The organism is Mycobacterium sp. 1164966.3 (genome assembly GCF_001665395.1).
GTDB lineage: Bacteria > Actinomycetota > Actinomycetes > Mycobacteriales > Mycobacteriaceae > Mycobacterium.
The window spans coordinates 68,776-84,282 of record NZ_LZSG01000035.1; the positions used below are offsets into that span (position 1 = coordinate 68,776).

General features: G+C 64.7%; 15 protein-coding genes. 10 read left to right on the forward strand and 5 right to left on the reverse strand.

The window, feature by feature from the left end; all coding sequences use genetic code 11:
* Nucleotides 1-10 precede the first annotated feature (10 nt).
* The gene (fadD12, locus tag A9W99_RS12365; RefSeq protein ID WP_067377655.1) at nucleotides 11-1,633 is read right to left on the reverse strand and encodes an acyl-CoA ligase FadD12; all 1,623 of its coding nucleotides are present in this window, start codon (nucleotides 1,631-1,633) and stop codon (nucleotides 11-13) included.
* Between the two features lie 3 nt (nucleotides 1,634-1,636).
* Nucleotides 1,637-2,377, reverse strand: coding sequence for a lysophospholipid acyltransferase family protein (locus A9W99_RS12370; RefSeq protein WP_082929971.1), 741 nt, complete (start codon nucleotides 2,375-2,377; stop codon nucleotides 1,637-1,639).
* A gap of 201 nt (nucleotides 2,378-2,578) precedes the next feature.
* Here A9W99_RS12370 and A9W99_RS12375 point away from each other — a divergent pair, with 201 nt between their 5' ends.
* The 3 genes from A9W99_RS12375 (at nucleotide 2,579) to A9W99_RS12385 (ending at nucleotide 6,175) form a co-directional block, all read left to right on the forward strand.
* Complete coding sequence (locus tag A9W99_RS12375) at nucleotides 2,579-3,859, forward strand: CdaR family transcriptional regulator (RefSeq protein ID WP_067377824.1); 1,281 nt, start codon at nucleotides 2,579-2,581, stop codon at nucleotides 3,857-3,859.
* A 123-nt stretch (nucleotides 3,860-3,982) separates the two neighbouring features.
* Entirely contained in the window at nucleotides 3,983-4,339 is a 357-nt protein-coding gene (locus A9W99_RS12380; protein ID WP_067377659.1) for a hypothetical protein, read from the forward strand.
* Between the two features lie 72 nt (nucleotides 4,340-4,411).
* A complete protein-coding gene (locus tag A9W99_RS12385) occupies nucleotides 4,412-6,175 on the forward strand; it encodes a DUF3556 domain-containing protein (protein WP_067377662.1) in 1,764 nt (587 codons plus the stop codon).
* Here the strand turns inward: A9W99_RS12385 and A9W99_RS12390 are convergent.
* On the reverse strand, nucleotides 6,149-6,766 hold the full coding sequence (locus tag A9W99_RS12390; RefSeq protein WP_253869779.1) for a QsdR family transcriptional regulator: 618 nt from the start codon (nucleotides 6,764-6,766) through the stop codon (nucleotides 6,149-6,151). The genes A9W99_RS12385 and A9W99_RS12390 overlap by 27 nt on opposite strands.
* A gap of 170 nt (nucleotides 6,767-6,936) precedes the next feature.
* Here A9W99_RS12390 and A9W99_RS12395 point away from each other — a divergent pair, with 170 nt between their 5' ends.
* The 7 genes from A9W99_RS12395 to tpiA all read left to right on the forward strand — a co-directional run bounded on the left by A9W99_RS12395 (nucleotide 6,937) and on the right by tpiA (nucleotide 14,546).
* The gene (locus A9W99_RS12395) at nucleotides 6,937-7,701 is read left to right on the forward strand and encodes an SDR family NAD(P)-dependent oxidoreductase (RefSeq protein WP_067377831.1); all 765 of its coding nucleotides are present in this window, start codon (nucleotides 6,937-6,939) and stop codon (nucleotides 7,699-7,701) included.
* A gap of 25 nt (nucleotides 7,702-7,726) precedes the next feature.
* Nucleotides 7,727-9,271 (forward strand): long-chain fatty acid--CoA ligase, encoded by a 1,545-nt coding sequence (locus tag A9W99_RS12400; RefSeq protein WP_067377663.1) that lies wholly within the window; start codon nucleotides 7,727-7,729, stop codon nucleotides 9,269-9,271.
* A gap of 14 nt (nucleotides 9,272-9,285) precedes the next feature.
* Nucleotides 9,286-10,839, forward strand: coding sequence for a wax ester/triacylglycerol synthase family O-acyltransferase (locus A9W99_RS12405; protein ID WP_067377666.1), 1,554 nt, complete (start codon nucleotides 9,286-9,288; stop codon nucleotides 10,837-10,839).
* A 127-nt stretch (nucleotides 10,840-10,966) separates the two neighbouring features.
* A complete protein-coding gene (locus A9W99_RS12410) occupies nucleotides 10,967-11,398 on the forward strand; it encodes a type II toxin-antitoxin system VapC family toxin (RefSeq protein WP_067377669.1) in 432 nt (143 codons plus the stop codon).
* Nucleotides 11,399-11,485: 87 nt separating this feature from the next.
* Complete coding sequence (gene gap, locus A9W99_RS12415) at nucleotides 11,486-12,502, forward strand: type I glyceraldehyde-3-phosphate dehydrogenase (protein WP_067377672.1); 1,017 nt, start codon at nucleotides 11,486-11,488, stop codon at nucleotides 12,500-12,502.
* Between the two features lie 2 nt (nucleotides 12,503-12,504).
* A complete protein-coding gene (gene pgk, locus A9W99_RS12420; RefSeq protein WP_067377675.1) occupies nucleotides 12,505-13,764 on the forward strand; it encodes a phosphoglycerate kinase in 1,260 nt (419 codons plus the stop codon).
* Complete coding sequence (tpiA, locus tag A9W99_RS12425; RefSeq protein ID WP_067377678.1) at nucleotides 13,761-14,546, forward strand: triose-phosphate isomerase; 786 nt, start codon at nucleotides 13,761-13,763, stop codon at nucleotides 14,544-14,546. Before pgk ends, tpiA begins: the two co-directional genes overlap by 4 nt.
* 25 nt (nucleotides 14,547-14,571) lie before the next feature.
* Here the strand turns inward: tpiA and A9W99_RS27225 are convergent, their stop codons facing one another.
* The gene (locus tag A9W99_RS27225) at nucleotides 14,572-15,189 is read right to left on the reverse strand and encodes a hypothetical protein (RefSeq protein WP_253869782.1); all 618 of its coding nucleotides are present in this window, start codon (nucleotides 15,187-15,189) and stop codon (nucleotides 14,572-14,574) included.
* Between the two features lie 10 nt (nucleotides 15,190-15,199).
* Nucleotides 15,200-15,439: a preprotein translocase subunit SecG gene (secG, locus tag A9W99_RS12435; RefSeq protein WP_067236004.1), complete on the reverse strand. Its 240-nt coding sequence runs from the start codon at nucleotides 15,437-15,439 to the stop codon at nucleotides 15,200-15,202.
* Between the last annotated feature and the right edge of the window lie 68 nt (nucleotides 15,440-15,507).

A 15,507-nucleotide genomic window follows, 5' to 3' on the forward strand; every position in this document is an offset into this window, starting at 1 on the left:
CGTGTGCCCCTCACGAGTCGCTCGCCAGGGATTTGAGTTCGTTGCGCTGGATCTTGCCGGTGCTGCCGCGGGGAAGCTCGTCGAGGATGGCTATCTCGCGGGGCACCTTGTAGTTCGCCAGGTTCTCGCGAACGTGTTGTTTGAGGGTCTCGACGTCAGCCGAGCCACCGGGTTCGAGCACCACGAACGCCGCCAGCCGCTGCCCGTACTGCTCGTCGTCGACGCCGATCACCGCGGCCTCGGCCACCTCGGGGTGGGCCGCCAGTGTCTTCTCGACCTCGATCGGGTAGACGTTCTCGCCGCCGGAGACGATCATCTCGTCGTCGCGGCCGACGACGAATAGCCGCCCGTTCTCGTCGAGGTAGCCGACGTCGCCGGAGGACATGAAACCGGCGTGGAAATCTTTTGTGGCACCCGAGGTGTAGCCGTCGAACTGGGTGTCGTTGCGCACGTAGATGGTGCCCACCTCGCCAACGGGCAGTTCGTTGAATTCCGGGTCCAGAATCCGGATTTCGGTTCCGCCGGCCGGCCGTCCGGCGGTGTCCGGGGCGGCGCGCAAATCCTCCGGCGTGGCGGTCGCGATCATGCCGGCCTCGGTCGCGTTGTAGTTGTTGTAGATCACGTCGCCGAACTGGTCCATGAACGAGATGACGACGTCGGGCCGCATCCGCGAACCGGACGCCGCGGCGAACCGCAGCGAGCGGCCGCTGTAGCGATTGCGGACATCGTCGGGCAGATCCATGATGCGGTCGAACATCACCGGCACCACCGCCAGGCCCGTCGCCTGGTGTCGATCGATGAGGTCCAAGGTGGCCTCCGGGTCGAATTTGCGTCGGGTGACCACCGTGCACGCCATCGATGCCGCGAAGATCAGTTGCGAAAACCCCCATGCGTGGAACATCGGCGCGACGATCACCACGGTCTCCTCGGCACGCCACGGCGTGCGGTCCAAGATGGCCTTGAGCGTGCCGATTCCGGCGCCGCCGCCAGATTGCTTGGCGCCCTTTGGAGTTCCGGTGGTTCCGGAGGTGAGCAGGATGATTTTGCCCTTGTTGCCGGTGCGCTCGGGCTGTTGCCCGAGGTGCTCGGAGATCAGCCTCTCGACCGTCAGCTCGTGCGGGCCGTCGGTCCATGCCACGATGCGGGTGGCATCCGGTCGGTCGGCCAGCGCGCGGTCCACCGTCGCGGTGAACTCCTCGTCGTAGATGACGGCGTCGACACCTTCGCGGTTGACCACGTCGGCCATCGCGGGACCGGCGAACGAGGTGTTGAGCAACAAGACGTCGGAGCCGATCCGGTTCGCCGCCACCAGCGCCTCGACGAAACCGCGGTGATTGCGGCACATGATCCCGATAACGCCGGGCTGCCCGGAGGGCATCTTCTGCAATGCTGCCGCCAATGCGTTGATCCGCTCGTCGAGTTGCCGCCAGGTCAGCGTGCCCAGTTCGTCGACCAGGCCGGGGCGGTCCGGGCAGCGCTGTGCGGCGCCGGCGAAGCCCACCGTCATGGCCATGCCTTCGCGACGCATGGCGGCGGCCATCTTCAGGTAGCGGTCGGGGCGCATCGGCGCGATCATCCGGGCGCGCCGCAGGGTGCTGATTATGCCGACGGCTTGTTCGATACGAGATGCCATGACTCAGCCCAGAATCGGGAAACGGCGCTTGGCGGCGAGCTGATCCAGGCCTTGCTGCATCACCGCGCGGACGTGCTCGTCGACCTGGTCGACATCGGGGTTTTCACCGAATTCCTTGACGATGTCGATGGGTTCCAGCACCTGCGTCACGATCTTGGCGGGCAGCGGAAGATTGGGCGGAATCGGTGAGGTCAGTCCGAACGGAAAGCCGAAGGACAGCGGCAGAATCTCGCTGCGCAGCAAGCGCTTCAGCCCAAGCGTTCGGGCCAGCCAAGTGCCCCGGGTCAGGTAGAACTGGGTCTCTTGTCCGCCGATGGACACCATGGGCACGATCGGGACGCCGGCTTCGATGGCGGTACTGACGTAGCCCTTGCGGCCATTGAAGTCGATGACGTTCTCCGACATCGTCGGCCGGTACGCGTCGTAGTCGCCGCCGGGGAAGACCACCACCACGCCGCCGGTCCGCAGGGCCTTTGCCGCGTTCTCCCGATTGGCCCGGATGTAACCGGTGCGCCGGAAGAGGTCACCCGTGACGCCGGTGAACAGAATGTCGTGGCTCAGCGTGTAGACCGGGCGGTCGTAGCCGAACTTCTCGTAGAAGTCGACGCTGAGGATCGGAATGTCCATCGGGAATTGGCCACCGGAGTGGTTGGCGACCACCAGCGCCCCGCCGGGCGGGAAGTTATCCAGACCGTGCACTTCCGAGCGGAAGTACGCCTTCAAGACCGGCCGCAGCACGCTCATCAGCCGCTTGGTCAGGCCCGGGTCCCACTTGCCGTGCTCGTGGTCTTCGCCGTCAGTGCTCACATTCCTCCTTCGAGCCTCCTTCGAGCCTCCTTCGAGCCTCGTTGAAGCTCGGCCCTTGAGTGCCTCGATGGTAGCGATGGTGCTCACATCCGTTGTCAAATGGTGCCGGGGGTTCGCCCACGCAGAAGGGACATGGCAGTGGCCGACGTCGACGGCGACGCCCTTTTGACGATCGTTCGACGGATGGACAAGATCCGTGACGAATTCATCGCCGAGTTGTTCGAAATCATGAGAACCCAGATCAAGGGGCTCAACTACGACGCCAGAATGATCGAATTGTGGCGGGCCAGCGTCACCGAGAACTTCGTGGCGGCGGTCCACTACCTGGCTCGGGACGAGCCGACATCACTGCTAGAAGCCCCGGCTGCCGCCCTCGCTTATGCGCGCGCGGCCGCGCAGCGCGATATCGCTTTAGCGCCGTTGGTTCGAGCGCACCGGCTGGGGCATGCGCACTTCGTCGAGGTGGCCATGCAATACGTGTCGGAATTGCCGCCTGAGCAGCAAGTGCCGACGATGGTCGAGCTGGTGACTCGCTCGGCGCGCGTCATCGACATGGTCGCCGACCAATTGATCGTGGCCTACGAGCAGGAGCATGACCGGTGGCTGAGCCGCCGCAGTGGCCTGCAACAGCGGTGGATCAGCGAGGTGCTTGCCGGCAAGCCGATCGATGTTGCGCGCGCTGAGAAAGTGTTGCGCTATCCCTTGAACGGAACGCATATCGCGGCTGTAGTTTGCGTGGATGCCGCGGTACCCACCGCCGACGCGGTGACGATCGTCGATCAGGTGCGGTCGATATTGGCCGCGGAGCTCAGCCATGTCGGTAATACGTTGTTGGTGCCGGTTGATGAGCGTGAGGTTCGGCTGTGGTTTTCGCTGGCGCACGTAAAACACAGAGACAAAGCCACGCCCGACAACGCGCGTCTGCGCTCGGCTGTCGACTCGGCAGGATTGCGGGCACGCGTGGCGTTCGGTCGAGTCGAAAGCGGCCTGCGCGGGTTCCGGGTGTCGCTGGAACAAGCCGAGAGGGCGAAGGCGGTGATTCTTGCCGGGGAGCGGCGCCGTCCCGGCCGGGTCGTCTTCTACGGTGATGTCGCGCCGATAGCTCTGATGGCAGGCGATGTGGAAGAGCTGAGGCGCTTCGTCACCGAGGTACTGGGCGGTCTCAGTGTTGACGACGAGCGCAACGAGTGGCTGCGCGAGACTTTGCGGGAGTTCTTGGCCCGCAACCGCAGTTACGTCGCGACGGCCGACGCGATGACCCTGCATCGCAACACTATTCAGTACCGGGTGACCCAGGCGATGGACTTGTGCGGACAGAGCTTCGACGATCCCGATGCTGTTTTCCGGGTGCAGACGGCACTGGAGATCTGCCGGGCTATGGCCCCTGAGGTGCTGCGCGCGGCCAAACCGACGACTTAGCCGTTGGTGCTGCGCGCACAAAAGAAATGTCAAGCTTCAACGTCCGCGCATATGTTCGGTGCGAACTCAGCGGATTAGCGTTTGCCCAGTTCAAACGTCCAAATCCGGTTGAGAGAGACAAACATGAACCGGCCTGCTGCCCAAACCGATGAGGTCGACTCCCAGTACTTTCTGCGGCTGCTCTACCAGATCTGCCGACGGACCAACCTCCGGATCGACATGTACCAGAGGGGAATCGCGGTCGCTACTGCTCGGGGCGATGTCGGATACGCATGTGCTTTCCGGCATTTGACCCAGATCGAAGAACAGGACCGGCAAATTCTCCAGGATCTGATCGATACTTTGCAGCGGCGATTTCCCCCGAGCGATGAAATGATCCCCCCGATTCCCCGGAAAGCACGGCCTGATTCGGTGGTACCGCAAGCGTTGCCTGACGCCCACGGGCTTGGTCGGGCCGACGGGACCGACGACCCCAAATAGTCCACCTGACTCGTGATTCCGAATAGATTGTATTGACCAACTGGTCGCACAATCGGTAGGAACGAGGCCGCCATGGGATTCATGTCACCGGAGCTTCCGGACGTCGACCCCGACACGTGGCAGAACCAGTCCCGGGCCGCGCGACTGCAAGTTGTCACCCGGCACTGGGCCGAGCACGGCTTCGGCACGCCCTACGCGGTGTATCTGCTCTACCTGATCAAGATCGGCCTGTACGTCGCGATTCCCGCAGCGATCATCTCGCTGACGCCCGGCCTGGGTGGGCTGAGCCACATCGCCGACTGGTGGACCCAGCCGATCGTGTATCAGAAGGTCATCGTCTTCACCCTGCTGTTCGAGGTCATGGGCTTCGGCTGCGGATCCGGGCCGCTGACCGGGCGGTTCATGCCGCCGATCGGCGGATTCCTTTATTGGTTGCGGCCCAACACAATTCGGCTGCCTCCGTGGCCGGGCAAGGTTCCGCTCACCGGTGGGGACCGTCGCACGATTGTCGACGTCGCGCTCTACGCCATCGTGTTGGCCAGCGCGGTGTGGGCGCTGTTGTCACCCGGGCACGGCGGACCCGTCACCGGTAGCGATGTCGGATTGATCAACCCCGTCCTGGTGATCCCGACCATCGTCGCTCTGGCCCTGGTGGGCCTGCGCGACAAGACAATTTTTCTGGCCGCCCGCGGTGAGCACTATTGGCTGAAACTGTTCGTGTTCTTCTTCCCGTTCATTCCCGACCAGATCGCGGCATTCAAGATCATCATGCTGTGCCTGTGGTGGGGCGCGGCAACTTCCAAACTCAACCATCATTTCCCCTACGTCGTTGCCGTGATGACGAGTAACAACGCCCTGCTACGCAGCCGGTTGTTCAACCCGGTCAAACGCAGGCTCTACCTCGACCACGTCGACGACCTGCGCCCGTCTCGGTTGCCCAAGCTCATGGCCCATGTGGGCGGTACCACCGCCGAATTCGTGATCCCGACAATTCTGGTGTTCGTAGCCGGCGATCAACCCTGGCGGTGGTACCTCATCGGATTCATGGTGATCTTCCACCTCAACATCATTTCCAATCTCCCGATGGGAGTCCCGTTGGAGTGGAACGTCTTTTTCATCTTCTCGTTGTTCTATCTGTTCGGGCACTACGGCGCGACCAAGGCGACCGATATTCAGTCACCGCTGCTGCTGGCGCTCGTGCTGGTCGCGGCGGCCATTGCAATCGCGGGAAACCTGTTCCCCGAAAAGATTTCGTTCCTGCCTGGGATGCGGTACTACGCCGGCAACTGGGCCACCAGCGTGTGGTGCTTCCGTCCGGGCGCCGAGGACAAGATCGAAGCCAACGTCGTCAAAAGCTCTGCCCTGGTGGTCAATCAGCTGGCGCGGCTATACGGCGCGGCCACCGCCGAAGTCATGTCCGACAAGGTCGCAGCATTCCGCGCCATGCACACCCACGGACGGGCGCTCAACGGACTCTTGCCCCACGCTACGGGAGGAGAGGCCAACGAAGCCGAATACAAAGTGCGCGAAGGCGAACTCGTCGCAGGGCCGTTGGTCGGTTGGAACTTCGGTGAGGGCCATTTGCACAACGAGCAGCTCCTGGAAGCGGTGCAACGACGCTGCAACTTCGAGGAGGGCGAGGTCCGCGTCATCATCTTGGAAGGCCAGCCGATCCACGTCCAAAAGCAGTGGTATCGAATCGTCGACGCCAAGACCGGTTTGATCGAGGCGGGGTATGTCACCGTCGAGGACATGCTGACGCGTCAGCCCTGGCCCGAGCCCGGTGACGAGTTCCCCGTCCATGTAGTTTCACGTGCCACGCCCGCCGCGTCCTGACTTGCCCGGCGCGGCATCGCTTCCGAGCAATGCGGTGATGGCCAGCGCAGCCTTTGCGGTGTCGTGTTCTTCGCCGGTGATGATGTCGGCATAAAGGAAGGATTCGACGATGCGCACGATCAGGTAACCCAGGTCGTGCGGCGACAACGGCGGATGCATCGCTGAGCGCGTAATCTCCTCGCCGACAAGGGTTTCGACGGCCTTGACCAGCCGAGACTGGACCGTGCTGGCGCGCGTCGTGAGGATGCGCAGTGCGCGTTCCGGTTCTCGTCGCAGAAATTCCCGGAAAAAGTCCGCCTCGTCCAGCAACGCGACGAAACGGCCCATGATGCTGGCGATCCGTTTTCCGCCCGACCCGCGTGCTCCATCGACCGCCAGCGCCAGCGTGGGTTCGGCGAGCGACCACAGGATCTCGCCGAGCAGATCGTCACGGCTGCCGACCCAGCGGAACAGAGTCGCCCGGTTCACGCCGAGTTCGGCTGCCAGTTCCTGCATCTCAATCCGCCGGCCCGCGATGAACCACCGGCGGGCGATGCGGAAAGCCGTCAACGCATCGGGGCGGCGGTCCGTCGCCGTCAGCAGGCGAGCCAACTGTGTTTCGCCGATGTCGCACCTCCCCGGCCGGGCCGCACAAAAGTCTCGCTTCTGCGACAGAGTATCAGGCGTTGCAATAAGTGAAATAAATCGCAGATTGTTGCCTGAATGCAAGATATCACGATACGGTGCAACAATAAGTCAAACCAGCCCGCGAGCACTGCATGATGCGCATCCTCGACCGATTCCGAATTGACGATCGAGTCGCGATCGTCACCGGTGCATCCAGCGGCCTGGGCGTCGGGTTCGCTCAGGCGCTAGCCGAGGCCGGTACCGACGTAGTGCTCGGCGCGCGGCGTGTAGACCGGCTGGCCGACACCCGCGCGCTGGTCGAGTCCGCGGGCCGCAAGGCTCTCGCGGTCCGTACCGACGTGACCGACCCCGAGCACTGCCAGGACCTGGTCAACGCCGCGATCGACACGTTCGGACGGGTCGACGTCCTGGTGAACAACGCCGGCGTCGGAACCGCCGTCCCGGCCACCCGCGAGACTCCTGACGAGTTCCGGTCGGTCATCGACCTCAACCTCAACGGCTGCTACTGGATGGCCCAGGCGTGCGTACAGGTCATGCGGCCCGGTAGCTCGATCATCAACATCAGCAGCGTGCTCGGCCTTACCACGGCCGGTCTGCCGCAGGCCGCCTATGCGGCGTCCAAGGCCGGACTGATCGGGCTGACCCGCGACCTGGCCCAACAGTGGACCGGGCGCAAAGGCATCCGGGTCAACGCGCTGGCGCCCGGATTCTTCGAGACCGAGATGACCGACCAGTTCCCGGCCGGATACATCGAGAACACGGTCATCCCGCGCACTCTCATGGGCCGCGTCGGCCTGGCCGAAGAACTCAGTGCGGCGCTGGTCTTCCTCGCCAGCGATGCGAGCAGCTACGTTACCGGGATCACACTGCCCGTCGAGGGCGGCCTGCTCACCACCTGAGCGCACCGACCGGAAAGAGCAAACCATGAATGTCGGATCGCATCTGAGCAGACGAGCAGAGCTGAATCCCGAACTGGAGGCACTCGTAGACGACGCCGCCGGCCTGCGGTTCACTTTCACCGAGCTCAACGATCGGGCCAACCGGGCTGCGCAGGTACTGATCGGCTCGGGCCTCGCCAAGGGGGACCGGGTCGCGGTGCTGTTGCCCAACAATCACCAGTTCATCGAGGTCTTCTACGGCGCGGCCCGGGCCGGGCTGGTGTTCGTTCCGCTGAATTGCCGGCTGGTCGCCGACGAGCTGGCGTTCATGCTGCGCGATTCGGGGGCCGCGGTGTTGGTGTTCGACGTCGAGTTCGACTCCGTGGTCGCCGAACTGCACGAGCGCGGCGGGAACGACGAGGAAGGTACAGCGGTGACGCGCTGGTTGCGCGTCGGCCCGGACGGCCCCGGGTGGGCGCAGGACTTCGACGGCTTGGTTGAGCAGGCGCCGCCGGATCCGGTGCTGGCCCAAGCCGACGGCGACGACCCGCTGTTCATCATGTACACCTCCGGGACTATCGGGCTGCCGAAGGGCGCAGTGCACACCCACGACAGCGTGCAGTGGGCCCTGCTCACAATGTTGGCGAGCACCGACATCCGGTTCCGCGACCGCTACCTGATCTCGATGCCGATGTTTCACGTCCGGGCGCTTACTCCGATGGCGGGGTCTGTCTATCGCGGCGCGACCATCATTCTCTTGCGCAACTTCGACCCGACGCGGATCTGGGACGTGTTCCGCGACGAGCGGGTCACCACCACGCTTGCGGTGCCGGCCATGCTGAACTTCATGCTGCCGACGTATCGGCCGGAATTGCGCGAGTCGTTGCAGTTGCGCTGCTTCTTCAGCGGGGCGGCGCCGGTGCCGCCGTCGCTGATCGAGACGTACGCCGGTCTCGGTTACGAGGTCCACCAGGTATACGGCCTCACCGAGACCTGCGGTCCGGCCTGCGTGATCAGTCCCGACGACGCTATGTCGCACATCGGATCGACCGGCAAGGCGTTCTTCCATACCGAGGTACGCATCGTCGACCTGCAGGGCGACGATGTGGCTCCGGGCGTGCCCGGGGAGTTGCTGGTACGCGGCCGCCACATCATGGCCGGCTATTGGAATCGCCCGGACGCGACCGCCGAGACGATCACCGACGGCTGGTTGCACACCGGCGATGTCGCGGTCCGCGACGCCGACGGTTTCGTCTACATCCAGGACCGGATCAAGGACATGATCATCTCCGGCGGGGAGAACGTGTACCCGGCCGAGGTCGAGGATGTCCTGTTGTCGCACCCGGGCATCGCCGATGTCGCGGTGCTGGGCATGCCGTCGGCCAAGTGGGGTGAGTCGCCGCTGGCGGTGGTGGTGCGCGCGGATCCGGAACTCGACAAAGCGGCAGTGCTGGCGCACTGCACCGGCAAGCTGGCGCGCTTCAAACTGCCGAAGCGGGCGGTGTTCACCGACGTCATCCCGCGCACCCCGACCGGCAAGGCGCTGAAACGCGCTCTGCGCGAGCAGTTTTCGTTCGCGGCACCCGAATAACCTAGGAGCCAGTCGTGAAGCAGCTCACCGGCCTGGACGCCGCGTTTCTGCACATGGAAACGTCGACGACATTCGGTCATGTGACCGGCCTGATGATCTTTGAACGGCCCGGCCCGGACTACGACCCGTATGCGGCGGTGTACGAGAAATACGCGTCGCTGGTCGGCGAACTGGAGCCGATGCGGCGACGTTTGGTGGAAGTGCCGTTCGGGCTCGACCATCCCTACTGGATCTTCGATCCCAACTTCGACCTTGACTACCACATCCGCGAATTGCATTTGGCCCGACCGGGTCTCGTAGACCAGCTGGCCGATCAGGTGTGCCGGATCGTCGGTCGACCGATGGACCGCACCCGGCCGCTATGGGAGGTCTATGTCATCGACGGCCTGGCCGACGGCCGCTGGGCGCTGCTGACCAAGTACCACCACGCCACCATCGACGGGGCCTCCGGGCAGCTGATGTTGCAGATCGTCACCGACACCGAACCTGATGTGCCGCCGCCGGGCCCGGGCCCGGCCTGGGAGCCCGAAGCGCTGCCGTCGAGCGCCGAATTGCTGCGCCGCACGGTGGGCGAACTGGCTCGCAACCCGTTCCGGGCGATGCGGCTGCAGGCCCGGATCGTCGGTCAACTCGCCGACGCCGCCGGGATCCACAGCGTGAGCAGCGCTGCCGGTCGCGCCGGGGCAGCGGTCAAATGGGTGGCCCAGCTGGGCCGGGGAAACCGGCCCAACATCGCCTTGCCCACGGTCACCGCGCCGCCGACGCCGTGGAACAAATCGATCACCCCGCACCGCCGGTTCGCCATGCGCACCACGTCGCTGGAGAACGTCAAGCGGCTCAAGGACGCCACCGGCAGCACCGTCAACGACATCGTCATGGCGATCTGCGCCGGCGCCCTGCGCCAGTATTTGTTGGCCCATGACGCGCTGCCGGACCGTCCGTTGCGGGCAATGGTGCCGGTTTCGATCCGAAGTGGCGACGAGACGGACCCGTGGACTAACCGGGTATCGGCCATCGTTGCCGAGTTGCCCACCGACTGTGCGGATCCGGTCGAACGCGTTGCCCGCTGCCGCAAGGCCATGCAAGACGCCAAGCGCACGCATGAGCTGGTGCCGGCCGCCGAACTGGTCGACCTCACCCGCTACTCGCCGCCGGTGCTGTCCACCGCCGCCGTACGCCTGGCGTCGCGGCTGCGATTGGCCGACCGGGTATCGCAGCCGTTCAACCTGGTGATCTCCAACGTTCCCGGGCCGCGCCAGCCGTTGTACTTCGCCGGGGCCAAGTTGTCTCACCAGTTCCCGGTGTCGATCGTCACCGACGGGCAGGGCCTCAACATCACCGTCGTCAGCTATCTGGACCGTCTCGACTTCGGCTTCATCGCCGACCGTGACCTGATCCCCGACGTGTGGGATCTCGCCGACATGCACGTGGCCGAGATCAGCCGTTTGTTCGAGGCCACCGGCGCCGAATGGGCTCAGCCGCCGCAGCCGGCCCATCCGCGCCGCGGGCCGATGAAGCGGGCACCTAAATCGACCTCAAAAACGGGCCATGAGCTGGAAGAATCATAGCCCAGCGTCCCTATCGCACGCCCAGTCGCGACATGGGCCTGCGCGCGGGATTTGATATCGCCACGGCGCTGGCACTGGCCGGCGCCGACGAAGACGCGGAGACATTGCGCAAGCCCGCACTCCGCAAATGAAGCTGTGCGACCTGAACATCCTGGTATATGCGATGGACGAGTCGTCGTCGCGCCACCGGGGGGCACGCGCCTGGCTCGACGAGACGCTGTCCGGTTCGGACACCGTCGCTTTCGCATGGCAGGTCCTCATCGGTTTTGTGCGATTATCCACGCGGTCGGCGGTGTTTGCCCGGCCGTTGACCGCAGAGGAATCGTTTGACGTGGTTGAGCAATGGCTGCAGCAGCCGTGCGTGACCGTATTGCACCAGACCGAGCGTCATGCCAGTGTGCTGCGCGGTTTGCTCACTCCCCTTGGGACGGCGGGCAATCTGACCATTGATGCCCACCTCGCGGCTTTGGCCACCGAATACGGCGCCGAATTGTGTTCGACCGATGTCGACTTCAGTCGCTTCGCGGGTGTCCGATGGGTCGACCCACTCCCGGCGTAACCTGCGCGAACAGGGCCGTTTCGGCCTGCATCGTCGCCCGACTAGGCTAGCCCGTGCATCACATCAGCAATCAAGGAGACGAGACACGTGACGGTCCGGGTAGGCATCAACGGCTTCGGTCGAATCGGACGAAACTTCTACCGGGCGCTATTGGCTCAACAGGGAGAGGGCACGGCCGACATCGAAGTGATCGCGGTCAACGACATCACCGACAGCGGCACACTGGCGCACCTCCTCAAATTCGACTCCATCCTGGGCCGGTTGCCCCACGACATCACTGTCGAAGGCGACACGATCGTCGTCGGTCCCGCGAAAGTCAAGGTGCTGGCGGTCAGGGAAGGTCCCGCGGCATTGCCGTGGGGAGACCTCGGCGTGGACGTCGTGGTCGAATCGACCGGATTGTTCACCAGCGCGGCCAAGGCCAAAGGCCACCTGGAGGCCGGTGCCAAGAAGGTGATCATCTCCGCGCCGGCCACCGATGAGGACATCACCATCGTCCTGGGGGTCAACGACGACAAGTACGACGGCAGCCAGAACATCATCTCCAACGCGTCGTGCACAACGAACTGCCTTGCGCCGCTTGCCAAAGTCCTCGACGATGAGTTCGGCATCGTCAAGGGCCTGATGACCACCATTCACGCATACACCCAGGACCAGAACCTGCAGGACGGTCCGCACAAGGACCTGCGGCGGGCCCGTGCCGCCGCGCTGAACATCGTGCCCACGTCCACCGGCGCGGCCAAGGCTATCGGGCTGGTGATGCCGGGTCTCAAAGGCAAGCTCGACGGGTATGCGCTCCGGGTGCCGATTCCCACCGGCTCGGTCACCGACCTGACCGCCGAGCTGTCCAAGTCCGCCAGCGTCGAGGAGATCAATGCGGCGTTCAAAGCCGCTGCCGAGGGCAAGCTCAAAGGCATCCTGAAGTACTACGACGCGCCGATCGTCTCCAGCGACATCGTCACCGACCCGCACAGCTCGATCTTCGACTCCGGTCTGACCAAGGTGATCGACAACCAGGCCAAGGTGGTGTCGTGGTACGACAACGAGTGGGGCTATTCCAACCGTCTCGTTGACCTGGTCGCGCTGGTCGGCAAGTCGCTCTAGCCGTGGCAGGATCTTCGCTTCCAACTCTGAAAGACCTGCTGGCCGAGGGTGTTTCGGGTCGCGGCGTGCTGGTGCGCAGCGATCTGAACGTGCCGCTCGACGAAGACGGCACCATCACCGACCCGGGGCGGATCACCGCGTCGGCACCGACGTTGAAAGCACTGCTCGACGCCGGCGCGAAAGTCGTGGTCACCGCCCACCTGGGCCGACCCAAGGACGGCCCCGATCCGAAGCTGTCGCTGGCGCCGGTCGCCGCGGCGCTCGGCGAGCAGCTGGGCCGGCATGTGCAGTTGGCCAATGACCCCGATCGCACCCCTGTGGGCGCCGACGCGCTGGCCCGCGCCGAGGGCCTGACCGACGGCGACATCCTGCTGCTGGAGAACATCCGGTTCGACCCGCGCGAAACGAGCAAGGATGATGTCCAGCGCCTCGCGCTGGCCAAGCAGCTGGCCGAATTGGTCTCGCCGGGAGGCGCTTTCGTCTCCGACGGCTTCGGTGTGGTGCATCGCAAGCAGGCCTCCGTGTACGACGTTGCCACCCTGCTGCCGCACTACGCCGGTACGCTGGTCGCCGACGAGATCACCGTGCTGGAGCAGCTGACGCGCTCGACGAAACGCCCTTACGCGGTGGTTTTGGGCGGGTCGAAGGTCTCGGACAAACTCGGCGTCATCGAGTCGTTGGCGACCAAAGCCGACAGCATTGTGATCGGCGGTGGCATGTGCTTCACATTCCTTGCCGCACAGGGGTTTTCGGTGGGTAAGTCGTTGCTGGAAACCGAAATGGTCGAGACCTGCCGCCGGTTGCTGGACACCTACGCCGACGTCCTGAGACTGCCCCGCGACATCGTCGTGGCCGAGCAGTTTGCCGCCGACTCACCGTCGCAAACCGTGGCGTGCGACGCCATCCCGGGCGACATGATGGGGCTGGATATCGGCCCGGAATCGGTCAAGCGCTTCGCGGTGTTGCTGTCCAACGCCAGCACCGTGTTCTGGAACGGCCCGATGGGTGTGTTCGAATTTCCGGCGTTCGCCGTCGGCACCCGGGGTGTCGCCGAAGCGATCGCCGCCGCCAGCCGCAAGGGCGCGTTCAGTGTGGTGGGCGGCGGTGACTCGGCGGCCGCGGTGCGCGCGCTGGGGATCCCGGAAGGCGACTTCTCGCACATATCCACCGGCGGCGGCGCGTCGCTGGAATACCTTGAGGGCAAAGCGCTTCCAGGTATCGAAGTACTGCGGAGTGCGCAGCCGAGCAAAGGAGACTCGTGAGTCGTAAGCCACTGATAGCCGGCAACTGGAAGATGAACCTCAACCACTTCGAGGCGATCGCGCTGGTGCAAAAAGTCGCATTTGCGCTGCCGGACAAGTACTACGACAAGGTTGACGTCACGGTACTGCCGCCGTTCACCAACCTGCGCAGCGTGCAGACCCTGGTCGACGGCGACAAGCTGCGGCTGACTTATGGCGCCCAGGACCTTTCGCAACATGACTCAGGCGCCTACACCGGCGACATCAGCGGCGTCTTTCTGGCCAAGCTGGGCTGCACCTATGTTGCCGTCGGGCACTCCGAACGGCGCACCTATCACCACGAGGACGACGCACTGGTGGCCGCCAAGGCCGCAGCGGCGCTCAGAAACGAACTGACCCCGATCGTGTGTATCGGCGAGCACCTCGAGGTACGCGAGGCGGGAAACCACGTGTCCCACAACGTCGAGCAGTTGCGCGGCTCGCTGAATGGGTTGTCGGCCGAGCAGATCGGCCAGGTCGTGATCGCCTACGAACCGGTTTGGGCGATTGGAACCGGACGGGTGGCCAGTGCGTCCGATGCTCAGGAGGTGTGCGCGGCGATCCGGGAAGAGTTGGCGTCACTAGCCTCGTCGGGGATTGCAGAATCCGTGCGGGTGCTCTACGGCGGCTCGATGAACGCGAAGAACGTCGGCGATCTCGTCGCTCAGCCCGACGTCGACGGCGGCTTGGTCGGCGGGGCGTCGCTGGACGGGGAACAGTTCGCGACTCTGGCGGCTATCGCCGCCGGCGGACCGCTGCCCTAAAACTCCTCCTGGCGTCGCGCGCGCGTCACATCCTGGCCAGGATCATGAGCAGCGAGAGCGCCACCGCCAGGAACATCGACACCGCTATCACTCCGATGGTGATGCCGACGCCGTTGTAGCTTTGCGGCGGTACGCCCAGCGAACCGCGGCTGAACCCCCACACCGGCGCCTTGTATTCGAGCTCGACCAGCCTGCCGGGATGAACCTCGACCGACGTGTCTGCCGGTCCGATCTGCGGCGGCAGCCAATACGGCACATGCACGTGTACGTGATGTGGACCCGGTCGGGCCGGGACCACCGTGCGGCCCCAACCAGCCACCGGCGCTTCGTACCCGTCGACGACGATCTTCGGCTTGAACAGAGCCATCGTGAATCCGAGCGGGAAGTACTGGGTGGTCACGGCGATGCCTTCGGCCGGCTGGCCGTACCCCTGCGGACCGGGTTGCTGGATCGGGTAGGAGGGGCGGCCCTGGTACGGGCTGGGCTGCGGTGTCTGGGGATACGGCTGCGGCGGCCCGTCCGGCTGGCCGTATCGGGGCGGCTGGCCGTACTGCGGCGGATAGGGACCCGACGGTGGATACGGACCCGGCGGCCGATGCGGCGCAGGCGGGGGATAGGGCCCCGGCCCCTGTGGATAGTTCATCGGCGTGCTGTCAGTGCACGTGGTACTTGATTGCCAGCGCCACGCCGATGATGCTGACCAGCCAAATGCCGGTGATGAACAGCGTCAAGCGGTCCAGGTTCTTCTCGACGACTGTCGACCCGGAAAGGCTGGACTGCACACCACCGCCGAACAGCGTCGACAGACCGCCGCCCTTCGCGCGGTGCAGCAACACCAGCAACACCACCAGCACGCTGGTGACCACCAAAGTGATCTGCAGGGCCAAAACCATGAGGCGCAGCCTACCGAACGACGTCGGGCCCGCCAAAGGCGCCGCACCTGCGGCGGTGATAACTGAGC